Consider the following 22,718-nt stretch of genomic DNA (forward strand, 5'->3'; position numbering starts at 1 on the left):
CGTGACCATCCCGCGCCGTGTCCCTACCCCGGCCTGTCCGAAACCGGAAGGAGCCGCATCATGCGCGCCCAACTGGCCCGTGTGGACGCGGTACTCGTCCAGGCGCTCATTGCCGCCGCCCTGTCCTTCGCTCACCTGCACGATGTCGCCGTGGCGGCTGGACAGGACGGATGGAAGGCGTGGGCCTACCCCGTCTCCGTCGACCTGCTGCTGGTCGCGGCCTGGCGTCGACTGCGCTCCGGTGCGACCAGAGCGGCGGCCTGGTGCTGGTTCGTCATCGCGCTCGCCGCCTCCCTCGGTGCCAACGTCGCCACCGCCGGCCTCCTCGACCTCCGCAATGTCCCGGCCTGGCTGCGCATCCTCGTCGCGGGCTGGCCCGCCCTCGCCTTCCTCGGCGGAACCCTCCTCGCCCACACCGCGTCCACGACGGACCCCGAACCCGCGGCCATCGAGGACCAGGAGGACGAGCCCAAAACCGCACCCAAACCACCAGCACAACCCGCCACCGAGATGCCACCGCAGCACCCGCCCGTGCCCGTCCCCTCCGCCCTGGTCACCCACGCCCGCAAGGTCGCCGCCGAACACCACGCCCGTACTGGCGCCCCGATCGACACCCCGACCCTCCGCGCCCGCCTCGGCGTCCCGGCACCGATGGCCGAAGCCATCGCCGCCCACCTCTGAGAGGAGACCGCGTGTCCGCCAACCGCAACTTCCGCAACGTCGTCCGGATCGGCCCCGTCCAGGTCGGCACCGCCTACGACCACCGGGGCCGCGAGAAGCACACCGCCGCCTGCACCGCCCCGCGCTGCGGCTTCTCCGCCGACTACGACAGCCGCGCCGCCGCCGAACTGGCCGCCCGCACCCACCGCTGTCCCGTCCGCTGAGGGAGCTTCCGTGACCGTCTCGCTGCCGCTCGTCTTCGTCCTGGGCGTCATCGCCTGGGCTGCGATCAAGTTCCTCGGTATCCGCCTCTGGGTCGCCGTCGTGATCGCCCTGTTCGGCTTCTACCTCTCCCACACCTTCCTCGCCCCCGCCATCGAGACCGGCACCCGATCCGGGGTCGGCGTCGTCAACGGCACCCACAAGTGACAAGGAGGAACGCCATGCTCCGCCCCAAGCTGCCCGACATCCCCACCCTGCCGACCACGACTGTCACGCCACAGCAGGTGCAGGCACCGGCTCCTTCGACCGGCCGTCCGCTCACCCCGTACGTGGGCATCGGCGCCGGAGCCGTCGTCGCCGTGGTCGTCGTCGGCATCGTCCTCACCGCGCTCCTGGCCGCGGTCGCCATCTCGGCCGTCTCCGTGGCCGTCGCCGCCGTGGTCCTGCGCTCCCTCGTCAGTAACCCGCATAAGCGCTGACCGGCCTCCGGGGCGACAACAAGCCGCCAAGCATCCCGTCGCCCCGGGGCCGTCTCTCCCGACCACAGAACCAGCCGAAAGGAAGTCCCATCATCACCCGGCAGACTCCGCCTCCGCTGGCGGAACTCTCCATGCTGGCCTCGCTGGGGACCATGCCCGAGCTGGCTCGACAGCTCTCCGGCCTGGGCGGCTGCACCAACCCCGTCCGCCTCGACGGCCACCGCACCGAGTACCAGGTCGACACCACGACCGGCGAGATCGGCCGACTCCTGCACCACCTCGACTCCAGCGCCCTGCCCGCCGGTCAGCTCCTGGTCCGCTGCAACAACCGCCGCGCCACCCGCTGCGCCGCCTGCGCCGAGACCTACCGCCGCGACACCTTCCACCTGATCACCGCCGGTCTCCGGGGCGGCAAGGGCACACCGGAACAGGTCGGCACACACCCGCGGGTCTTCGCCACCTTCACCGCCCCCGGCTTCGGCCCGGTCCACAACCGCCCCTCAGGTGGGAGGAACTGCCGCTGCGGCCTCCGGCACGACGAGACGGACCCCGTCCTGGGCTCGCCCCTCGACCCGGACACCTACGACTACGAAGCGGCCGTGCTCTGGAACGCGCACGCCGGGGCCCTGTGGCGACGCTTCTCGATCTACCTCCGCCGCGAGGTCGCCAAGCGCGCCGGCCTCACCCAACGCGCCTTCCGCGATCACGCCCGGATCTCGTTCGCCAAGGTCGCCGAGTACCAGAAGCGCGGCGCCGTCCACTTCCACGCCGTGATCCGCCTCGACGGCCCCGAAGGCGGCGACACGCCTCCACCGGCCTGGGCCACCGCCGAGCTGCTGACGGACGCCATCCGTGCCGCTGCCGCTGCCGCACGCGTCGACGGACCGGAGATCGACGGCCGGTCGCACGCGTTCGTCTTCGGCCGCCAGCTCGACGTCCGCCCCATCCGCTCCACCGACTTCAACGACGGCCAGGACCTGACCGAGCGAGCCGTCGCGGCATACATCGCCAAGTACGCAACCAAGGGCGCCGAGACCGCGACCGGCACCCTCGACCGGCCGATCCGCTTCCTCGCCGAACTGGCCCAAGCCCGGATCAGCGAACACGCCCGACGCATGATCCGCACCGCCTGGACCCTCGGCGCACGCCCCGAGCTGGCAGACCTCCGCCTCCGCGCCTGGGCGCACATGCTCAGCTTCCGCGGCCACTTCTCTACCAAGTCCCGCCGCTACTCCACCACCCTCGGCGCCCTCCGCGACGCGCGCGCCGAATGGCGCCGAGCCCAAACCGCTCCGGTTGTCGCGCAGGACGGCGAAACCACGCTCGTTCTCGCCCACTGGGTCTTCGCCGGTACCGGCCTCTCCCGCGCCGAAGCCTGGCTCACCGCATCTCTCGAACCCGCCCCTGGAACGGAAGGAGAGCCGACATGGACGCCCGCCGCGACGAGCTGATGACCGTTCGCCAAGTCTTGGACGAACTGGGCGGCGTTTCTCGCCGGACGTTCTACCGCTGGCGTGAGCTGGGGTTGGGGCCAGCCGCTTTCAAGCTCCCCAACGGTGAGCTTCGGGTCTGGCGCAGTGATTTCACCTCGTGGCTACGGCAGCTGGAGGAGGCGGCGTGAAGTCTCTCGACGTCAAGGTCTGGGGCGTACGCAAGCGGGACACCAAGACGCCTTCTTACGGCGTCCGCTGGTCCGTCGCGGGCAACGTCTTCTCTGACTCGTTCCGCACCAAGGCGCTCGCTGATCACTACCGGGCGAAGCTCATGAGTGCCATGCGTGGCGGCGAAGAGTTCGACACGGAGACTGGTCTTCCGGCTTCAATGGAAGAGAAGAAGTCGCCATTGTCCTGGTACGACTTCGCCCTCAGGTATCTCGCAATGAAGTGGCCGCACGCTGCACCCAATACGCGAGACGGCATCAATGAATCTCTCACCAGCGTGACCATGGAACTGCTCGCGGAGCGCGCAGGGCGACCGTCCGACGAGGAGATCCGCAAGGCCTTACGTAACTGGGCTTTCGTGCTGCCAGGTCCCGACGACCGGGAAGTTCCGGACAATGTCCGGAACGTCCTGCACTGGGTGGCGAAGGCTTGTCGGCCGCTAGCGGACCTCGCTGAACCGGCAACGGCCCGCGCGGTGCTCGACGGGCTGAAGCTCAAGCTCGACGGCACCGCGGCAGCTGCCGAGACCGTGCGGCGGAAGCGGCGGACCCTCGTCAACGCTGCGAACTACGCGGTCGACCTGGGGGAGCTGCGGGAAAATCCGATCACGGCGGTTCGCTGGCAGAAGCCCAAGGTCTCGAACCAGGTCGATCCGCGCGTTGTGGCCAACCCGGAGCAGGCACGCAATCTCCTGGCGGCAGTGTCCTACGTGGGCGGATACCGGCGTGCTCGCGGCCGGCGTCTCGTCGGGCTGTTCGCGGCGATGTACTTCGGTGGCCTCCGGCCCGCTGAGGCGGTCGGCCTGGTCGAGACTGACCTTGTCCTCCCTGAGCAGGGCTGGGGATCGGCGCTGCTCCACCGGACCCGTCCCTCCGTCGGCAAGCAGTGGACGGACTCGGGGAAGACCCACGACGACCGCGGGCTCAAGAATCGGCCGGCTGAGGACGTTCGGCGTGTGCCCATCCCGCCCCAGCTCGTCGCCGTGCTGCGCGAGCACCTGGCCACGTTCGGCACGGCGGAGGACGGGCGGCTCTTCTTCAGTGAGAAGGGTTCGGTCGTCCCGTCCTCGACCTACTACCGCGTGTGGCAGGAGGCTCGGTTCCTCGCGCTCCCGCCGGCTGTCGCGGCCTCGCCGCTCGCGAGCAGGCCCTACGACCTTCGGCACTCGGCGCTGTCGACGTGGCTCAATGCGGGAGTGGATCCCACCGAGGTTGCCGAACGCGCCGGCAACAGCGTTGAGGTCCTGCTGACCCGGTACGCGAAGTGCCTCGACGGACGGCAGGACGTCGCCAACCGGCGCATCGAGGACCTGCTCCGCGAGTACGAGTGAGACAACCTGCACCCATACTGAGGCCTCAGGCATGTCGCCTGGGGCCTCCCTCGTTTGTGCCCTACCTGCGTTGATGCCTCGTTCGGAAAGGGTGAGCTGAGTCGAGCTGCTTGCCCTGCGGTCTTGTGGCCTCGTCTCGCTTGCTGCTGGCATATCTGCAACGTCAACGCGGGAGCATAGGGGGCCTTGTGGAGCTGCACGTCACGCGCTGGAAGCGGTACGGGCGTGATCGTCTGTACGCCAACCTGCCTGATGGCACCGCGGTCGGTTGGGCGGACATCACGACGGGGGACATCACGGTCTTGCGGGCCGAGTGCCGCGACGACGTGATCGCCGTGCTCACGAAGCACTTACAGGACCTCACCGAGCTTGTCCTCCCAGACAGGGCGTCGGAGGTTCAGGCGCGTCCGATGTTGCCGCCTCTGACGCCGGCCGACGACCTGGCCGTCAACCCTCCCGGGCAGGCGTTGCGTGATCTGCTCGCCGAATCCGGCCCCGGACTGGTGGAGCGAATCGTTTCACGGCTTCTGCGGCGGCCCTCGGAATGGGACTCCTGGCGCAGGGGATTGGCGGGGGAGCGGCGAGTGGGAGCCGAGTTGAACCGCTTGGGGCGCCACGGCTGGCGCGTCTTGCACTCCGTTCCCTTGGCCAACAAGGTGGATATCGATCACTTACTGATCGGGCCTGGTGGAGTGTTCAGCATCAATACAAAGCACCACCACAAGCGGGCCGTATGGGTCGGAGACGATTCCGTGAAAGTCGATCACGGGAAACCGGCGCCCTATGCACGCAAGAGCCGGGCAGAGGCGAAGCGGGTCGCCCGAGTGCTTGAGCGTTATTGCGACTTCCCGGTAGCGGTGGAGCCGGTGCTCCTCTTCGTGGGTGTCACCGACCTGAAGGTGGTCGCTACACAGCTCGATGTCCGGGTGTACCAGGAGCGTCAGGTGTCGGCCCTCGCTCCGCTCTCAGGCGTTCTCACGGTCGACCAGGTAGAGCGGGTGTACAGCGTTGCTCGCCATCGTCAGGCTTGGAACCACGCCTGACTTGGTGGACAGCGGCTAGCGGGCGATGTCTTAGTGCTGAGGGGGGACCAACGAATGAAGAGCGCGAAGCTGATGGCGCTGACTGGTTTGGCCGGTGCGGCTGTGGTCTCGGGACTGGCTGTACTGATGAAAAACGACATGGTGAAGAGCCCGATGTTCAGGGATGCAGCGGAGAAGCAGCAGAGCGAGACAAGGAAGCAGCAGGAAGAGGAGGCGCGGCGTCGGCGTGCCATCAAGCGGAAGGACGACTACTTCAGGAAGCAGCGCGAGGAGGCGGCACGCCAAGCCCGTAGCAACAACCACGATTAGGTGTCGGCAGTCCTGAGCCCGCTGGCAGCCCTGGTGGCGTGATGATGTCTATCAGGGCGGCGGCACCTGGCGCCGGTGCCGGCCTCGCCCTTTTATGGACTCACCTGCGACGATGCCCCAAGATCCCGTCCACGCCTCGTCCACAGACCCCGGCATACGGCCGCTCCGGGCCGCACACGCCTGCATAAACGCGAAGACCCCGACCTCAGCGTTTCCGCTGGTGACGGGGTCTCTGGGCACCTCATACAGGGTGCCCCCGGCAGGATTCGAACCTGCGCACACGGCTCCGGAGGCCGTTGCTCTATCCCCTGAGCTACGGGGGCGTGTCGGTCGCGGTGGGTTGTGCTCGCGGCGACGGGTAGAACATTAGCAGGTCCGGAGGGGTGATCAGGAACCCGTTTCCGGAGTGGGGCGGAAGAGGGGCTCCGCACGGCGGTGGGGTGGGCCTTCGGGTGCCGTCGGGTGACGTGCTGGACGTGGGATCGAAGCGGGTTCCGGAGGAGGGTGCGGCCGGCTTCGGATGCCGGCGGGCGACGCCCCGTCCGCCGGATCGAGCGCGCCTCCTGCGCGGGATGGGTTCCGGCGCGCCCCTGGTGCAGGATGGAAGCGTCCTCAGTACGAGGGTGGAAGCCGCGTCCCCCTCCCGCACGGACTGGAAGTCGCCTCCCGCCGCACGGGCTGGCAGCCGAGTCCCCTGCATGGGCTGGAAACTCCGTCCCCCGCACGCCCTGGAAGCCCCGTCCCCTGTACGAGCTGGCAGCCGCCCCCTCCGCACAGGCAGGACGCCGCCCCCTCTCGCACAGGCAGGACGCCGCCCCCTCCCGCACGCGCTGGAAGCCCCCCGCACGCCCCGGAACTCCCCTCCCCCTCACGGGGTGGAAGTAGGGAAAACCCGGACGCGGTGGCTCGGGCGGACCTACTCTCGACTTGTGCCGGGCGCTTCGGGTCGGGTGCTTGTTGTGGACGACAACAAGGTCATCCGGCAGTTGATCAGGGTCAATCTCGAGCTGGAAGGGCTCGAGGTCGTGACCGCGGCCGATGGTGCCGAGTGTCTGGACGTGGTGCACCAGGTGCGGCCCGACCTCGTGACGCTCGACGTCGTCATGCCGCGGCTGGACGGGTTGCACACCGCTGCCCGGCTCCGCGCCGATCCCCGGACGAACCATCTGCCCCTCGCCATCATCAGCGCGTGCAGCCCGCACGAGGTCGAGACCGGCCTCGGCGTCGGCGTGGACGCCTTTCTCTCCAAGCCCTTCGAACCCGGCGAACTCGTGCGTGTCGTCAAGCGGTTGATCGTCAGCGGCCGGGCCGCGCGCGGGGGAGAGGGAGACGGGGAAGAGGGCGGGGACGGGCCGGGAGGGGGCCGGGGTGGTGGTGGGGGTGGTCGGGACGGTGGTGGCGGCGGCCGCAGCGGTGACGACGCCAGTGACGACGACGGGCTCGCCGACGGGGTGGCCGGCGGCGTCTCCTTCGGGTGACCCCCGTGGGTGGCCTCCTACGTGAGTGATTTCCCGCGTGGGCGGCTCCCTGCCTGAGCGACTTCCAGCGTGGGGGTGACTCCATGTGCGAGTAACTTCCCGCGCGAGTGACTTCCCGCATGGGTGACTTCCAAGACCCCCGCGTGTCCCCGAAGAGCGACCCCTCTCCCAGGGGGCCGGGGAAGCGGCAGCCCGCCGAGCAGCGGCCCCCGTTCCACCACCCCACCCCCGCCTCACCATCTCCCCGAGAAAACGCCCCCCGTCTCACTGGGGAAACCTCCTCGCCCTCCCACCCCCCTCCTCCCCTACCCTTGTCCCGTGACCCCCGTCGAGCTCTCCCGTGTCGTCCTGGACGCGGTGCGCCGTGCCGTGGCGGAGGGGGAGCTCGGGGGGGTGGTTCCCGAGCGGGTCGTCGTGGGGGAGCCGGGGGCCGGGGGGTGCGGGGAGTACGCGACCAATGTCGCGCTCCAGCTCGCCCGTGCCGCCGGGAAGCCGCCGCTCCAGGTCGCCGAGATCCTGCGGCCCCGGCTCGTCGGGGTGAGCGGTGTCCGGGACGTCGTCGTCACTGGGCCCGGGTTCTTGAACTTCCTGCTCGAAGAGCGGGCCGATCCGCTCGGCGGGCTGGTCCGGGAGATCCGCCGAAGCGGCGCCCGGTACGGGCACGGTGACGCGCTCGCGGGGGAGGTCGTCGCGCTGCGGGTGCCGTACGAGGTGCGGGCCGAGGTCGTCGCCGACGCCGTCGTACGGATCGTCGCCAGCCAGGGCGGGCGCGCCACCGTCGAGCACCGGGAGCCCGTCAACGTGCGGCCCGTGCCCGCGCCCGAGGACCCCGCGCCGCTCGGGCCCGACGCCGCCCGCTGGGCCCTGCTCCACCCCGCTCCGCACGACCGGCCCCGCATCACCGCCGACCACCTCGTCCAGCGCGAGGCGAATCCGCTGTTCCGGGTCCGGTACGCGCACGCCCGGGTCCGTGCGGCCGGCCGCAACGCCGCCCGGCTGGGCTTCGACGCCGAGCCCGGACGCCTGGGGGAGGGCGCGGCCCACTCCGACGCCCTGCAGTCCCCCCTCGCCGACTACCCCCGCATCCTCGCCGCGGCCGCCACCCATCGCGCCCCGGACCGGCTCGCCCGGCACCTCGTCACCGTCGCGGATGCCGTGCTGCCCTTTGTGACCTGCGTGCTTCCGCTCGGCGAGGAGAAACCCTCGGCCGCCCACCGCGCCCGGCTCGCGCTCGCCGAAGCCGCCGGGACGGTGCTGGCCGGCGGCCTGTCCCTGCTCGGCATCGACGCACCCGAACATCTCTGAGGCCACGAGCAGATGCGCCCCGGAGAGAGACAGAGAGTCTGAGAGCCACCGTCATGAGCCGTTCCGCCCATCCCGCCGGGCCCCGCCACGCCGACGTGCTTCCCGAGGGGCACTACTCCGCGCCGCCCACCGACCTCAACGTGCTCGACCACAAGGTCTGGGCGCAGACCGTCGGCCGCGGCGAGGACGGGGTCGTCACCGTCGGCGGGGTACCCGTGACCCGGCTCGCCGAGGAGTTCGGCACGCCCGCCTACATCCTCGACGAGGCCGACTTCCGGGCCCGGGCGCGCGCCTGGCGCACCGCGTTCGGGGCGAACGCCGACGTGTTCTACGCGGGGAAGGCGTTCCTGTCGCGCGCCGTCGTGCGCTGGCTCGGCGAGGAGGGGCTGAACCTCGACGTGTGCTCGGGAGGGGAACTGGCCACCGCGCTGTCCGCGGGCATGCCGCCCGAGCGCATCGCCTTCCACGGGAACAACAAGTCGGTCGCCGAGATCACCCGGGCCGTCGAGGCCGGTGTCGGGCGGATCGTGCTCGACTCCTTCCAGGAGATCGTGCGGGTCGCGCACATCGCGCAGTCGCTGGGCAAGCGGCAGAAGGCGCAGATCCGGATCACCGTCGGGGTCGAGGCGCACACCCACGAGTTCATCGCCACCGCGCACGAGGACCAGAAGTTCGGGATCCCGCTCGCCGGCGGGCAGGCCGCCGAGGCCGTGCGGCGGGCGCTCCAGCTGGACGGGCTCGAACTGATCGGCATCCACTCCCACATCGGTTCGCAGATCTTCGACATGTCCGGGTTCGAGGTCGCCGCCCACCGGGTCGTCGGACTGCTCAAGGACATCAGGGACGAGCACGGCGTCGAACTGCCCGAGATCGACCTCGGCGGCGGTCTCGGCATCGCCTACACCAGCGACGACGACCCGCGTGAGCCGCACGAGATCGCCAAGGCGCTGGGGGAGATCGTCGGCCGGGAGTGCGAGGCCGCGCGGCTGCGCACGCCCCGGATCTCGGTGGAGCCCGGGCGCGCCATCGTCGGCCCGACCGCGTTCACGCTCTATGAGGTCGGCACCGTCAAGCCGCTGGAGGGGCTGCGCACGTACGTGTCGGTGGACGGCGGCATGTCCGACAACATCCGCACCGCGCTGTACGACGCCGAGTACAGCGTCGCCCTCGTCTCCCGGGCCAGCGACGCCGAGCCCATGCTCACCCGGGTCGTCGGCAAGCACTGCGAGAGCGGGGACATCGTGGTGAAGGACGCGTTCCTGCCGGCCGATCTCGCGCCGGGCGACCTCATCGCCGTGCCGGCCACCGGCGCGTACTGCCGGTCGATGGCCAGCAACTACAACCACGTGCTCCGGCCGCCCGTCGTCGCGGTGCGGGGCGGCGAGGCCCGGGTGATCGTCCGGCGGGAGACGGAGGAGGACCTCCTGCGTCTCGACGTCGGGTGAGCCGCGGGCCGCGGGGGCGGAAGATCTGCGGTCCGCCGGCCCCGCGTAAATGAAATAAATGTCTCAGGATCCGGACGAAGGGTAGAAACTCCCGTCCGGTGAGTGAGACTGGTCCAACCGTAGACGGTAAGAGGAAACGAGGTCGGATGATGCGTACGCGTCCGCTGAAGGTGGCGCTGCTGGGCTGTGGGGTTGTCGGCTCAGAGGTGGCGCGCATCATGACGACGCACGCCGACGACCTCGCCCAGAGGATCGGCGCCCCGGTGGAGCTCGCCGGGGTCGCCGTACGGCGCCCGAGCAAGGTGCGCGAGGGCATCGACCCGGCCCTCGTCACCACGGACGCCACCGCCCTCGTCAAACGCGGCGACATCGACGTCGTGGTGGAGGTGATCGGCGGGATCGAGCCCGCCCGCTCGCTCATCACCACCGCGTTCGAACACGGTGCCTCCGTCGTCTCCGCGAACAAGGCCCTGCTCGCCCAGGACGGGGCCGCGCTGCACGCCGCCGCCGAGGAGCACGGCCGGGACCTGTACTACGAGGCCGCCGTCGCCGGCGCCATCCCGCTGATCCGGCCGCTGCGCGAGTCGCTGGCCGGCGACAAGGTCAACCGGGTGCTCGGCATCGTCAACGGCACGACCAACTTCATCCTCGACAAGATGGACTCCACGGGCGCGGGCTACCAGGAGGCCCTGGACGAGGCCACCGCGCTGGGGTACGCGGAGGCCGACCCGACCGCCGACGTCGAGGGCTTCGACGCCGCCGCCAAGGCCGCCATCCTCGCCGGCATCGCCTTCCACACCCGGGTGCGCCTCGACGACGTGTACCGCGAGGGCATGACCGAGGTCACCGCCGCCGACTTCCGCTCCGCCAAGGAGATGGGCTGCACCATCAAGCTGCTGGCCATCTGCGAGCGGGCGCGGGACGGGGCGTCCGTCACCGCGCGCGTGCACCCCGCCATGATTCCGCTGAGCCACCCCCTCGCCTCCGTGCGCGGCGCGTACAACGCCGTCTTCGTGGAGAGCGACGCCGCCGGGCAGCTGATGTTCTACGGCCCCGGCGCCGGCGGCTCCCCGACCGCCTCCGCCGTGCTCGGCGACCTCGTCGCCGTCTGCCGCAACAAGCTCAACGGCACGACCGGGCCCGGCGAGTCGGCGTACGCCGCGCTGCCCGTCTCCCCGATGGGCGACGTCGTCACGCGCTACCACATCAGCCTGGACGTGGCGGACAAACCGGGTGTGCTCGCCCAGGTCGCCACCGTCTTCGCCGAACACGGAGTGTCGATCGACACCGTTCGGCAGCAGGGCAAGGACGGCGAGGCTTCTCTCGTCGTCGTCACCCACCGCGCCCTCGACGCCGCCCTGTCCGGCACCGTCGAGGCGCTGCGCAAGCTCGACACCGTGCGGGGTGTCGCCAGCATCATGCGGGTTGAAGGAGAGTAACCAGCAATGACCCACCAGTGGCGCGGAATCATCGAGGAGTACCGGGACCGGCTGCCGGTTTCCGACACCACGCCGGTCGTGACGCTCCGTGAGGGCGGCACGCCCCTCGTGCCCGCGCAGGTGCTCTCCGAGCGCACGGGCTGCGAGGTCCACCTCAAGGTCGAGGGCGCGAACCCGACCGGGTCCTTCAAGGACCGCGGCATGACGATGGCCATCTCCAAGGCGAAGGAGGAGGGGGCCAAGGCCGTCATCTGCGCCTCCACCGGCAACACCTCCGCCTCCGCCGCGGCCTACGCCGTGCGGGCCGGCATGGTCTCCGCCGTGCTGGTGCCGCAGGGCAAGATCGCGCTCGGCAAGATGGGCCAGGCCCTGGTGCACGGCGCGAAGATCCTCCAGGTCGACGGCAACTTCGACGACTGCCTCACGCTGGCCCGCTCGCTGAGCGAGAACTACCCGGTGGCGCTGGTCAATTCGGTCAATCCGGTGCGGATCGAGGGCCAGAAGACGGCCGCCTTCGAGATCGTGGACATGCTCGGCGACGCGCCCGACATCCACGTCCTGCCGGTCGGCAACGCGGGCAACATCACGGCCTACTGGAAGGGCTACAAGGAGTACGCCGCCGACAAGACCGCCACCCGGACGCCCCGCATGTGGGGGTTCCAGGCGTCCGGCAGCGCCCCGATCGTGCGCGGCGAGGTGGTCAAGGACCCCTCGACCATCGCCACCGCCATCCGGATCGGCAACCCGGCCTCCTGGCAGTACGCCCTGGCGGCGCGGGACGAGTCCGGCGGTGCCATCGACGAGGTGACGGACCGTGAGATCCTGCGCGCCTACCGGCTGTTGGCCGCGCAGGAGGGCGTCTTCGTGGAGCCCGCCTCCGCCGCCTCGGTCGCGGGTCTGCTCAAGGCCGCCGAGCAGGGCAAGGTGGACCCGGGCCAGCGCATCGTGTGCACCGTCACCGGCAACGGACTGAAGGACCCCGACTGGGCCGTGGCCGGTGCGCCGCAGCCGGTCACCGTGCCGGTCGACGCGGCCACCGCGGCCGAGCGCCTCGGGCTGGCCTGAGGCACCGGGGCCACGGGGGACCTCCTCGCCGGGCCCCGCAGATCCCGGTGTGCCCGGTCAGGTCCCGACGCGGTCCTGACCGGGTGCACAGGGGGCTTGCGACACGCATCGTGCGCCTCCTGTGCGCCCTATGTCGCTACTGAACCTTCCTTCGATACCCTGTACCGAACCCACTTGTTGCATATGCACTGCGCATAGGGGCAACGCCGCGCCGTCTGAGCGGCCGAGGGTCTTCCGTACGTATCGAATGTCTTTGACAGTCACGCAGCTCAAGGAGAGTCTTCGAGCGATGGCCGGTCCAGCCTTCCGTGCCGCCGCCGTCCGGGTGCGCACCCCCGCCACCAGCGCCAACCTCGGTCCCGGCTTCGACGCCCTGGGCCTCGCGCTGGGGCTGTACGACGACGTCGTCGTCCGGGTGGCCGACTCCGGGCTGCACATCGACATCGCGGGCGAGGGCAGCGAGACCCTGCCCCGCGACGAGCGTCACCTCCTCGTCCGCGCCCTGCGCACCGCCTTCGACCTGCTGGGCGGCCAGCCCCGGGGGCTGGAGATCGTCTGCGCCAACCGCATCCCGCACGGCCGGGGCCTCGGCTCCTCCTCCGCCGCCATCTGCGCCGGCATCGTGGCCGCCCGCGCCGTGACGATAGGCGGCGAGGCCCGTCTGGACGACGCGGCCCTGCTGGAACTGGCCACCGAGATCGAGGGCCATCCCGACAACGTGGCCGCCTGTCTGCTCGGCGGGTTCACCCTGTCCTGGATGGAGTCCGGCGCGGCCCGGGCGATCAGGATGGACCCCAGCGATTCCATCGTTCCGGTGGTTTTCGTGCCCGGGAAGCCGGTCCTGACCGAGACCGCCCGGGGACTGCTGCCGCGCACCGTCCCGCACGTCGACGCCGCCGCCAACGCGGGCCGGGCCGCCCTGCTCGTGGAGGCCCTCACCCGGCGCCCCGAACTGCTGCTGCCCGCCACCGAGGACCGTCTGCACCAGGAGTACCGCGCCCCGGCCATGCCGGAGAGCGCGGCGCTGGTGGAGCGGCTGCGGGCGGACGGCATCCCGGCCGTCATCTCCGGCGCCGGGCCCACCGTCATGGCGCTCACCGACGCCGGCACCGCCGACAAGGTCTCCCACCTCGCGGGGGAGGGCTGGGCCGCCAACCGGCTGGACCTCGACATGCGGGGAGCGAGCGTGCTGCCGCTTGCGCCCTGACACACGGTTGCCGGATTTGGAGAGGGGGAATGTTTGTTGGATCCGGTAGTGTTAATCTCAAGTCTGCACCCGACCTCACCATGGCGAGGTGCCACGTGTCCCCGTCCGGGACAGACATTCTTCCGGGAGCCTCCCACGCCACTCCGTGTTCCGTGCGCCGTACCTGGGCAGTACGTCGGATGCGAGCACTGAGCGGGCCGCCGGGCATGCTCCGGAACCGGTGCTTCCACGCCACGTGACACCAGGTGTCACGGCTCGCGGAAGCGCCGTCATCGCACATTTTTCTTCCGCCGCGTTGGCGGACCACCGCCCCGGCACGGTTCACCGAAGACAGGACCGTAGCCGGACAGCACAACCGGTCGCCGAGCCAGACAGGCCGACGTCCGCTCCAGGGAAGGACCCTTCGTGAGCGACACCACCGATCTGATGGGCGCACGTGTCGAGGAGACCGCTGCCGCGCCCGCCACGGACGCCTCCGCGCCTGCCGCCGGTGCCGGCTCCCGGCGGCGCCGGGGTACCGGCCTTGAGGGCATGGTGCTGGCCGAGCTGCAACAGGTCGCCTCGGGCCTCGGCATCAGGGGCACCGCGCGGATGCGCAAGAGCCAGCTGATCGAGGTCATCAAGGAGGCGCAGGCCCAGGGCAGTGCCCCGAAGGCCGAGGCCGCCGCCGAGACCAAGCCGAAGCGCCGGGCCACCTCCAAGGCCCGTACCGGCGAGAACGCCGCGGACGGCGAGCAGAAGGCGGCCAAGTCCGAGAAGCCGGCCGAGAAGGCCGCCCAGCAGCAGATCGAGATCCCGGGCCAGCCGGCCGGGGGCACCGCCCGCGCGGGCGAGGGGGACGACGCGCCGACCGAGCGCCGTCGCCGCCGTGCCACCGCCGAGGCCGGCAGCCCCGCCGCGGAGCCCGCGGCCGCCGAGGCGAAGACCGAGACCAAGTCCGAGGCGCCCGCCCAGCAGCCGCAGCAGCAGGGCGATGCCGCCAAGAACGACGCCGGTGACGGCGAGGGCCGCGGCCGCCGCGACCGCCGTGAGCGCGGCCGCGACCGCGACCGCCGCGGCAAGGGCGACGACCAGCAGGGCGGCCAGCAGCGCCAGCAGGGCCAGCAGGGCGGCCGCCAGGACCGCCAGGACCGCCAGGACCGGCAGGACGACGACGACTTCGAGGGCGGCCGCCGTGGCCGTCGCGGCCGCTACCGCGACCGCCGTGGCCGCCGTGGGCGCGACGAGATCGCCGAGCCGCAGGTCGCCGAGGACGACGTCCTGATCCCCGTCGCGGGCATCCTGGACATCCTCGACAACTACGCCTTCATCCGGACCTCCGGCTACCTGCCGGGCCCGAACGACGTGTACGTCTCCCTCGCCCAGGTCCGCAAGAACGGCCTGCGCAAGGGCGACCACATCACCGGTGCGGTCCGCCAGCCGAAGGAGGGCGAGCGCCGCGAGAAGTTCAACGCCCTCGTGCGCCTCGACTCCGTCAACGGCATGGCGCCCGAACACGGCCGCGGCCGCCCGGAGTTCAACAAGCTCACGCCGCTGTACCCGCAGGACCGCCTCCGCCTGGAGACGGACCCGGGCGTGCTGACGACCCGCATCATCGACCTCGTCTCGCCCATCGGCAAGGGCCAGCGCGGTCTGATCGTGGCCCCGCCGAAGACCGGCAAGACCATGATCATGCAGGCGATCGCCAACGCGATCACGCACAACAACCCCGAGTGCCACCTGATGGTCGTCCTCGTCGACGAGCGTCCGGAAGAGGTCACCGACATGCAGCGGTCGGTCAAGGGCGAGGTCATCTCCTCGACCTTCGACCGTCCGGCCGAGGACCACACCACGGTCGCCGAGCTGGCCATCGAGCGCGCCAAGCGTCTGGTGGAGCTGGGTCACGACGTGGTGGTGCTGCTCGACTCCATCACCCGTCTGGGCCGCGCCTACAACCTCGCCGCCCCGGCCTCCGGCCGCATCCTGTCCGGTGGTGTCGACTCGACCGCGCTCTACCCGCCGAAGCGGTTCTTCGGCGCCGCGCGCAACATCGAGGACGGCGGTTCGCTGACCATCCTCGCGACCGCGCTCGTGGACACCGGCTCCCGCATGGACGAGGTGATCTTCGAGGAGTTCAAGGGCACCGGCAACATGGAGCTCAAGCTCGACCGGAAGCTCGCCGACAAGCGCATCTTCCCGGCGGTGGACGTGGACGCGTCCGGCACCCGCAAGGAAGAGATCCTGCTGGGCGCCGAGGAGCTGGGCATCGTCTGGAAGCTGCGCCGGGTGCTGCACGCGCTGGACCAGCAGCAGGCGATCGAGCTGCTGCTGGACAAGATGAAGCAGACCAAGTCGAACGTCGAGTTCCTGATGCAGATCCAGAAGACCACGCCGGCCCCCGGCAACGGCGACTGATCCGCGCACTGCCCGAAGAGGCCGTTCCCCGTCCCCCGCGGACGGGGGGCGGCCTCTTCGCCGTACCGGGCGGGAAGGCCCCGGCGAGAGATCTTTGCCACAAGGGGCACGCTCCGTGCCGGTTCCGGCACATATGACAACTGGTGTCGAAAGCGCAGGTGAGCGCCGTACGTCCGGCGCGTTCGACTACACACGGTGCCCATCGCCGCACGCGGTGGGCACCGTGCGTTGTGCAACGCTGTCCCGAGTTTCTCCGTCCCAGTGCACGGAGGGACGATGGAGCGGTGATGACCGCGCCTGTCCCTGACAGCAGGGGGTAACCGATCGACGAGACCTAGGAGTGCCGTGTCCGCCGAGAGCATGCCGGATCCCGCGATGAACCAGCCGAGCGCCAAGGGGCCCGGCCGAGGGGGCAAGGGGCGGCGCCGCAAGCCGCGCAGCGCCGGCCGCAAGACCCTGCTGGCGACGGCCTGGGTGGCCGCGGGCGTGGTGGTGCTCGGCGGTGCCGGAGCCGGTTACGTGTACTTCAAGCTCAACGGCAACCTGCACAGCGTGGACATCAACCAGATGCTCGGCGGCGACCGGCCCAAGAAGGTCGACAACGGCTCCGAGAACATCCTGGTCCTGGGCTCGGACACGCGCGCCGGCGGCAACAGGAAGCTCGGCGGCGGCGCGGACGACGGAAGCGCCCGCTCCGACACCGCGATGATCGTGCACGTCTACGCGGGCCACAAGGAGGCCAGCGTGGTCTCCATACCCCGGGACACCCTCGTGGACCGCCCCGAGTGCACCGACACCAAGGGCACCGCGCACCCGGCCGCGACCGACGTGATGTTCAACGAGGCGTACTCCGCCGGCGGCGCGGCCTGCGCGGTCAAGACCGTGGAGTCGCTCACCGGCATCCGCATGGACCACTACCTCGAGGTCGACTTCGCGGGCTTCCAGAGACTCATAGACGACCTCGGCGGCGTCCCGGTCACCACCACCCGGGCCATCGACGACCCGCAGAGCCACCTGGACCTCCGGGCCGGCACCCACACCCTGAACGGACAGCAGGCCCTCGGCCTGGTCCGCACCCGGCACGGCGTCGGCGACGGCTCCGACCTCGGCCGCATCCAGCTCCAGCAGGCCTTCGTCAAGGCGCTCATCGGCCAGGTCAAGAACGTCGGCGTGTTCAGCGACCCCAAGAAGCTGTACGACCTCGCCGACACCGCCACCAAGTCCGTCACCACCGACTCCGACCTCGGCTCGGTCAACTCCCTCATCGAGTTCGCCAACGGCCTCAAGGGCGTCAGCACCAAGCACATGACGATGGTCACCATGCCCGTCCGGTACGACCCGGCCAACCCCAACCGCGTGCTGCTGGAGAAGTCCAAGGCCCGGCTGGTCTGGGACGCCCTGCGCGCTGACCGTCCGATCCCGCGGTCGGCCACCGAGGGCACCGCGACGGGCCAGGCGAACGGCGTGGTGTCCTCCTGAGGAACGGGGCGAGGAAGGGGCCGGGGAACGGGCCGGGCAGGGCCGGGGATCCCCTTCGGGGGCCCGCGGAATAGATCGCGCGGGGCCTCGGTTTTGGGGGATGGCCCCAGTCCTGGCAGACTGGTACGTCGGCCCCGGTTCACGTCCCCGCAGCCCGCGGCGGCGACCCGGTGCCCTCCCGATATCTAGGAGACACCTTGAAGCGCGACATCCACCCCGAGTACGTCGAGACGCAGGTCAGCTGCACCTGTGGCGCGTCGTTCACCACCCGTAGCACCATCGAGTCCGGCACCATCCGGGCCGAGGTCTGCTCCGAGTGCCACCCGTTCTACACGGGCAAGCAGAAGATCCTCGACACCGGTGGCCGTGTGGCCCGCTTCGAGGCCCGCTTCGGCAAGGCTGCCGGCTCCAAGAAGTAGCGAGCCCCAGACCGCCGGTCCACGGCCGCACGTCCGCGAGGCGTGCGTCCGGGACCGGCGTTTTTGGTCGCCCGCCCCTTCCCTTCCCCGCAGTACAGGAGCCGCAAGATGTTCGAGGCCGTCGAGGAACTCGTCGCCGAGCACGCCGATCTGGAGAAGAAGCTCGCCGACCCGTCGGTCCACGCCGATCAGGCGAACGCGCGCAAGCTGAACAAGCGCTACGCCGAGCTGACCCCGATCGTCGCCACGTACCGCTCCTGGAAGCAGACCGGCGACGACATCGAAACCGCGCGCGAGCTGGCCGCCGACGACCCCGACTTCGCCGCCGAGGTCAAGGAGCTGGAGCAGCAGCGCGAGGAGCTGACCGAGAAACTGCGCCTGCTGCTGGTGCCGCGCGACCCGAGTGACGACAAGGACGTCATCCTGGAGATCAAGGCGGGCGCGGGCGGCGACGAGTCGGCGCTGTTCGCCGGCGACCTGCTGCGCATGTACCTGCGCTACGCCGAGCGCGTCGGCTGGAAGACCGAGATCATCGACGCCACCGAGTCCGAGCTGGGCGGCTACAAGGACGTCCAGGTCGCGGTGAAGACCCGCGGGCAGACCGAGCCCGGCCAGGGCGTGTGGGCGCGGCTGAAGTACGAGGGCGGCGTGCACCGGGTGCAGCGGGTGCCGGCCACCGAGTCGCAGGGCCGTATCCACACCTCCGCCGCCGGTGTCCTCGTCACCCCCGAGGCCGAGGAGGTGGACGTGGAGATCAACCCCAACGACCTCCGCATCGACGTCTACCGCTCCTCCGGTCCCGGCGGCCAGTCGGTCAACACCACGGACTCCGCGGTGCGCATCACCCACCTGCCGACCGGTGTCGTCGCCTCCTGCCAGAACGAGAAGAGCCAGCTCCAGAACAAGGAGCAGGCCCTGCGCATCCTGCGCTCCAGGCTGCTCGCCGCGGCCCAGGAGGAGGCCGAGCGGGAGGCCGCGGACGCCCGCCGCAGCCAGGTCCGCACCGTCGACCGCTCCGAGAAGATCCGCACGTACAACTTCCCGGAGAACCGCATCTCCGACCACCGCGTCGGCTTCAAGGCGTACAACCTGGACCAGGTCCTGGACGGCGACCTGGACGCGGTGATCCAGGCCTGCGTCGACGCCGACTCCGCGGCGAAGCTCGCCGCCGCGTAAGGCAACCACGAGGACTTGCAGACTTCCGGAGGACTTGCGTGAACCTGCTGCTTGCAGAGGTGGCCCAGGCCACCCAGCGGCTGGCCGACGCCGGCGTGCCCTCGCCGCGCAACGACGCGGAGGAGCTCGCCGCGTTCGTGCACGGCGTCAAGCGCGGCGAACTGCACTCCGTGAAGGATGCGGACTTCGACGCCCGGTACTGGGAGGTCATCGCCCGGCGTGAGCAGCGCGAGCCGCTCCAGCACATCACCGGGCGGGCCTACTTCCGCTATCTGGAGCTCCAGGTCGGGCCGGGCGTCTTCGTCCCCCGGCCGGAGACCGAGTCGGTGGTCGGCTGGGCCATAGACGCCGTGCGCGCCATGGACGTCGTCGAGCCGTGCATCGTCGACCTGTGCACCGGCTCCGGCGCCATCGCGCTCGCCCTCGCCCAGGAGGTGCCGCGCTCCCGGGTGCACGCCGTGGAGCTGTCGGAGGACGCGCTGCGCTGGACCCGCAAGAACGTGCAGGGGTCCAGGGTGGACCTGCGCCAGGGCGACGCCCTGACCGCGTTCCCGGACCTCGACGGCCAGGTCGACCTGGTCATCTCCAACCCGCCGTACATCCCGCTCACCGAATGGGAGTACGTCGCCCCGGAGGCCCGCGACTACGACCCGGAGCTGGCGTTGTTCTCGGGCGAGGACGGCCTCGACCTGATCCGCGGCATCGAACGCACCGCGCACCGGCTGCTGCGCCCCGGCGGGGTCGTCGTCATCGAGCACGCCGACACCCAGGGCGGCCAGGTGCCGTGGATCTTCACCGAGGAGCGGGGCTGGGCCGACGCGGCGGACCACCCCGACCTCAACAACCGGCCGAGGTTCGCCACCGCCCGCAAGGCGCTGCCGTGAGCAGCCCGACGTCTTCATTTCCGCAGTACCCGTACGAGGAGGCCCGCTAGATGGCACGGCGATACGACACCAACGACGCGACCGACCGCGTGACGGGTCTGCGCGAGGCCGCGTCGGCCGTCCGCCGTGGCGAACTGGTGGTGCTGCCGACCGACACGGTCTACGGCATCGGCGCCGACGCGTTCTCCTCCGAGGCCGTCGGCGATCTGCTCGCCGCCAAGGGCCGGGGCCGCACCATGCCCACCCCGGTGCTCATCGGCTCCCCCAACACCCTGCACGGCCTCGTCACCAACTTCTCCGAGCAGGCCTGGGACCTGGTGGACGCGTTCTGGCCGGGCGCCCTGACGCTGGTCGCCAAGCACCAGCCGTCCCTCCAGTGGGACCTCGGCGACACCCGGGGCACGGTCGCGGTGCGGATGCCGTTGCACCCGGTCGCCATCGAACTGCTCACCGAGGTCGGCCCGATGGCGGTCTCCTCCGCCAACCTCACCGGCCACCCGGCGCCGGAGAACTGCGACGAGGCCCAGGGCATGCTCGGCGACTCCGTCTCCGTCTACCTCGACGGCGGGCCCACCCCGGCCAACGTGCCCTCGTCCATCGTCGACGTCTCCCGCGACGTGCCGGTGCTGCTGCGCGAGGGCGCTCTCTCGGCGGACGAGCTGCGCAAGGTCGTACCCGACCTTGAGGTGGCGAATTGACGGCCCCTGAAGCGGGGCGTGGCATAGGCATCGGGGAGAGCGTCGCGGAGCAGACGACCACCTTCGGTTTTCCGCGTGACACCTTCCGCATCCTCCACGTCAGCACCGGCAACGTGTGCCGCTCGCCCATCACCGAGCGGCTGACCCGGCATTTCGTCGCCGAGCGGCTCGGCGTACTCGGCGGCGGGCTGATCGTGGAGAGCGCGGGCACCTGGGGCCACGAGGGCGCGCCCATGGAGGCCAACGCGGAGACCGTGCTGGCCGAGTTCGGCGCGGACGCCTCCGGCTTCACCGGGCGGGAGCTGCTGGACGAGCACGTCATCTGCGCCGACCTGGTGCTGACCGCGACCCGCGACCACCGCGCCCAGGTGATCTCGATGGGGCACTCCGCGGGCCTGCGCACGTTCACCCTCAAGGAGTTCACCCGGCTGGTCCGGGCGATCGACCCGGCGACGCTGCCGCCCCTGGAGGACGGCCTCGTCATGCGCGCCCGCGCCCTGGTCCGCGCGGCGGCCGCCCTGCGCGGCTGGCTGCTGGCGCCCACCGCGGAGGCGGACGAGGTCTACGACCCCTACGGCGCGCCCCTGACGTTCTTCCGCTCCATCGGGGACGAGATACGGGACGCGCTGGACCCGGTGGTGACCGCGCTGACGGGCGTGCCCGCGCACATGTAGCGACAGGGGGCGGCGGGCCGTCCGTCCTGTCGGGCGCCGGGCACGTCCCCGGCCTACATTGGGGATACGTCGCCCCCGACCGCCCGGAGTCCGTCATGTCGGTCACCATCCCGTACGAGGCCGATGTGCTGCGGGCACAGGACCCGGAGCTGGCCGAGATCCTCGCGGGGGAGCTGCGACGGCAGTCGACGGCGTTGCAGCTGATCGCCGCCGAGAACTTCACCTCGCCTGCGGTGCTCGCCGCGCTCGGCTCGCCGCTCGCGAACAAGTACGCCGAGGGATACCCGGGCGCCCGGCACCACGGCGGCTGCGAACTCGTGGACATGGCCGAGCGGCTCGCCGTGGAGCGGGCCAAGGCGCTGTTCGGCGCCCGGCACGCCAATGTGCAGGCGCACTCGGGCTCCTCGGCCGTCCTCGCGGCGTACGCGGCGCTGCTGCGCCCCGGCGACACCGTGCTGGCCCTCGGACTGCCGTACGGCGGTCACCTCACCCATGGCTCGCCGGCCAACTTCTCCGGCCGCTGGTTCGACTTCGTCGCGTACGGCGTCGACGCCGAGACCGGGCTGATCGACCACGACCAGGTGCGCCATCTGGCACGCAACCACCGGCCGAAGGCGATCGTGTGCGGGTCGATCGCCTATCCGCGCCACATCGACTACGCCTTCTTCCGCGAGGTCGCCGACGAGGTCGGCGCCTATCTGATCGCGGACGCCGCGCATCCGATCGGCCTGGTCGCCGGCGGCGCGGCGCCGAGCCCGGTGCCGTACGCGGACCTGGTGTGCGCGACCACCCACAAGGTGCTGCGCGGCCCGCGCGGCGGCATGATCCTGTGCGGGAGCGAGCTGGCCGAGCGCGTGGACCGGGCGGTGTTCCCGTTCACGCAGGGCGGGGCGCAGATGCACACCATCGCCGCCAAGGCCGTCGCGTTCGGCGAGGCGGTCACCCCGGCGTTCGCCGCGTACGCCCGCCAGGTGGTCGTGAACGCGCGGGCGCTGGCCGCCCGGCTGGCCGCCGAGGGCTTCGCCGTCACCACGGGCGGCACGGACACCCATCTGCTCACCGTCGACCCGGCGCCGCTCGGCACGGACGGCCGTACCGCCCGCGGCCGGCTCGCCGCCGCCGGGATCGTGCTGGACTGCTGCGCGCTGCCGCACGGTGACGGCCGGGGCCTGCGCCTGGGCACGGCCGCGGTGACCACCCAGGGCATGGGAGAGGCGGAGATGGCGCTGATCGCGGAGCTGGCGGCCGCGGTGGTGCGCGGCCGGGCGGATCCCGCCGGGGCGCGGGCCCGGGTGCGCGAGCTGACCGGCGCGTTTCCGCCGTATCCCGGCTGACCGGGGCAATCGCGCCC

At 71.1% G+C, this 22,718-nt stretch carries 23 protein-coding genes and 1 tRNA gene; 23 read left to right on the forward strand and 1 reads right to left on the reverse strand.

Going from position 1 to position 22,718, the window contains the following annotated elements:
- Window positions 1–60: 60 nt before the first annotated feature.
- The 9 genes from BLW85_RS26050 (at window position 61) to BLW85_RS26090 (ending at window position 5,704) form a co-directional block, all read left to right on the forward strand.
- The gene (locus BLW85_RS26050; RefSeq protein ID WP_074993243.1) at window positions 61–681 is read left to right on the forward strand and encodes a DUF2637 domain-containing protein; all 621 of its coding nucleotides are present in this window, start codon (window positions 61–63) and stop codon (window positions 679–681) included.
- 11 nt (window positions 682–692) lie between these two features.
- Entirely contained in the window at window positions 693–884 is a 192-nt protein-coding gene (locus BLW85_RS26055) for a mobile element transfer protein (RefSeq protein WP_074993244.1), read from the forward strand.
- 10 nt (window positions 885–894) lie between these two features.
- A complete protein-coding gene (locus BLW85_RS26060; protein ID WP_074993246.1) occupies window positions 895–1,089 on the forward strand; it encodes a hypothetical protein in 195 nt (64 codons plus the stop codon).
- A gap of 14 nt (window positions 1,090–1,103) precedes the next feature.
- Window positions 1,104–1,361, forward strand: a complete 258-nt coding sequence (locus BLW85_RS26065; RefSeq protein ID WP_074993254.1) for a SpdD protein — start codon at window positions 1,104–1,106, stop codon at window positions 1,359–1,361.
- Window positions 1,362–1,492: 131 nt separating this feature from the next.
- Window positions 1,493–2,812 carry a replication initiator gene (locus BLW85_RS26070; protein ID WP_074993256.1) on the forward strand — a complete coding sequence of 440 codons (1,320 nt, stop codon included), beginning with the start codon at window positions 1,493–1,495 and terminating at the stop codon, window positions 2,810–2,812.
- Window positions 2,788–2,982 carry a helix-turn-helix transcriptional regulator gene (locus BLW85_RS26075; protein ID WP_074993257.1) on the forward strand — a complete coding sequence of 65 codons (195 nt, stop codon included), beginning with the start codon at window positions 2,788–2,790 and terminating at the stop codon, window positions 2,980–2,982. The genes BLW85_RS26070 and BLW85_RS26075 overlap by 25 nt, the downstream gene beginning before the upstream one ends.
- Window positions 2,979–4,352, forward strand: a complete 1,374-nt coding sequence (locus BLW85_RS26080) for a tyrosine-type recombinase/integrase (RefSeq protein WP_074993259.1) — start codon at window positions 2,979–2,981, stop codon at window positions 4,350–4,352. The genes BLW85_RS26075 and BLW85_RS26080 overlap by 4 nt, the downstream gene beginning before the upstream one ends.
- Before the next feature lie 188 nt (window positions 4,353–4,540).
- On the forward strand, window positions 4,541–5,395 hold the full coding sequence (locus tag BLW85_RS26085) for a nuclease-related domain-containing protein (protein ID WP_244174920.1): 855 nt from the start codon (window positions 4,541–4,543) through the stop codon (window positions 5,393–5,395).
- A gap of 54 nt (window positions 5,396–5,449) precedes the next feature.
- On the forward strand, window positions 5,450–5,704 hold the full coding sequence (locus BLW85_RS26090) for a hypothetical protein (RefSeq protein ID WP_074993261.1): 255 nt from the start codon (window positions 5,450–5,452) through the stop codon (window positions 5,702–5,704).
- Between the two features lie 251 nt (window positions 5,705–5,955).
- Here BLW85_RS26090 and BLW85_RS26095 read toward each other — a convergent pair.
- Window positions 5,956–6,027: transfer RNA gene (locus BLW85_RS26095), tRNA-Arg, on the reverse strand.
- 552 nt (window positions 6,028–6,579) lie between these two features.
- Between BLW85_RS26095 and BLW85_RS26100 the strand changes: the two genes are divergently transcribed.
- The 14 genes from BLW85_RS26100 (at window position 6,580) to BLW85_RS26165 (ending at window position 22,701) form a co-directional block, all read left to right on the forward strand.
- On the forward strand, window positions 6,580–7,182 hold the full coding sequence (locus tag BLW85_RS26100) for a response regulator (RefSeq protein WP_079172426.1): 603 nt from the start codon (window positions 6,580–6,582) through the stop codon (window positions 7,180–7,182).
- Window positions 7,183–7,500: 318 nt separating this feature from the next.
- Complete coding sequence (nrtL, locus tag BLW85_RS26105) at window positions 7,501–8,487, forward strand: ArgS-related anticodon-binding protein NrtL (RefSeq protein WP_074993263.1); 987 nt, start codon at window positions 7,501–7,503, stop codon at window positions 8,485–8,487.
- A 53-nt stretch (window positions 8,488–8,540) separates the two neighbouring features.
- Complete coding sequence (lysA, locus tag BLW85_RS26110) at window positions 8,541–9,932, forward strand: diaminopimelate decarboxylase (RefSeq protein ID WP_070027847.1); 1,392 nt, start codon at window positions 8,541–8,543, stop codon at window positions 9,930–9,932.
- A 149-nt stretch (window positions 9,933–10,081) separates the two neighbouring features.
- On the forward strand, window positions 10,082–11,371 hold the full coding sequence (locus BLW85_RS26115) for a homoserine dehydrogenase (protein ID WP_070027850.1): 1,290 nt from the start codon (window positions 10,082–10,084) through the stop codon (window positions 11,369–11,371).
- 6 nt (window positions 11,372–11,377) lie between these two features.
- A complete protein-coding gene (gene thrC / locus BLW85_RS26120) occupies window positions 11,378–12,436 on the forward strand; it encodes a threonine synthase (RefSeq protein WP_070027845.1) in 1,059 nt (352 codons plus the stop codon).
- Between the two features lie 289 nt (window positions 12,437–12,725).
- Window positions 12,726–13,643, forward strand: coding sequence for a homoserine kinase (gene thrB / locus BLW85_RS26125; RefSeq protein WP_070027840.1), 918 nt, complete (start codon window positions 12,726–12,728; stop codon window positions 13,641–13,643).
- Between the two features lie 405 nt (window positions 13,644–14,048).
- Window positions 14,049–16,037 carry a transcription termination factor Rho gene (rho, locus tag BLW85_RS26130; protein ID WP_070027838.1) on the forward strand — a complete coding sequence of 663 codons (1,989 nt, stop codon included), beginning with the start codon at window positions 14,049–14,051 and terminating at the stop codon, window positions 16,035–16,037.
- 345 nt (window positions 16,038–16,382) lie between these two features.
- On the forward strand, window positions 16,383–17,516 hold the full coding sequence (locus tag BLW85_RS26135) for an LCP family protein (protein ID WP_079172427.1): 1,134 nt from the start codon (window positions 16,383–16,385) through the stop codon (window positions 17,514–17,516).
- Between the two features lie 197 nt (window positions 17,517–17,713).
- Window positions 17,714–17,935, forward strand: coding sequence for a 50S ribosomal protein L31 (gene rpmE / locus BLW85_RS26140; protein WP_015657814.1), 222 nt, complete (start codon window positions 17,714–17,716; stop codon window positions 17,933–17,935).
- A gap of 108 nt (window positions 17,936–18,043) precedes the next feature.
- Entirely contained in the window at window positions 18,044–19,111 is a 1,068-nt protein-coding gene (gene prfA / locus BLW85_RS26145) for a peptide chain release factor 1 (RefSeq protein WP_070027834.1), read from the forward strand.
- 38 nt (window positions 19,112–19,149) lie between these two features.
- Window positions 19,150–19,995, forward strand: coding sequence for a peptide chain release factor N(5)-glutamine methyltransferase (gene prmC, locus BLW85_RS26150; RefSeq protein WP_070027833.1), 846 nt, complete (start codon window positions 19,150–19,152; stop codon window positions 19,993–19,995).
- 50 nt (window positions 19,996–20,045) lie between these two features.
- Window positions 20,046–20,693 (forward strand): L-threonylcarbamoyladenylate synthase, encoded by a 648-nt coding sequence (locus tag BLW85_RS26155; protein WP_070027832.1) that lies wholly within the window; start codon window positions 20,046–20,048, stop codon window positions 20,691–20,693.
- Window positions 20,690–21,367, forward strand: coding sequence for an arsenate reductase/protein-tyrosine-phosphatase family protein (locus BLW85_RS26160; RefSeq protein WP_070027831.1), 678 nt, complete (start codon window positions 20,690–20,692; stop codon window positions 21,365–21,367). Before BLW85_RS26155 ends, BLW85_RS26160 begins: the two co-directional genes overlap by 4 nt.
- A 95-nt stretch (window positions 21,368–21,462) precedes the next feature.
- The gene (locus BLW85_RS26165) at window positions 21,463–22,701 is read left to right on the forward strand and encodes a serine hydroxymethyltransferase (protein WP_074993265.1); all 1,239 of its coding nucleotides are present in this window, start codon (window positions 21,463–21,465) and stop codon (window positions 22,699–22,701) included.
- Window positions 22,702–22,718: the final 17 nt, after the last annotated feature.

Origin of the sequence: Streptomyces misionensis (assembly GCF_900104815.1) — a bacterium.
Taxonomy (GTDB): domain Bacteria; phylum Actinomycetota; class Actinomycetes; order Streptomycetales; family Streptomycetaceae; genus Streptomyces; species Streptomyces misionensis.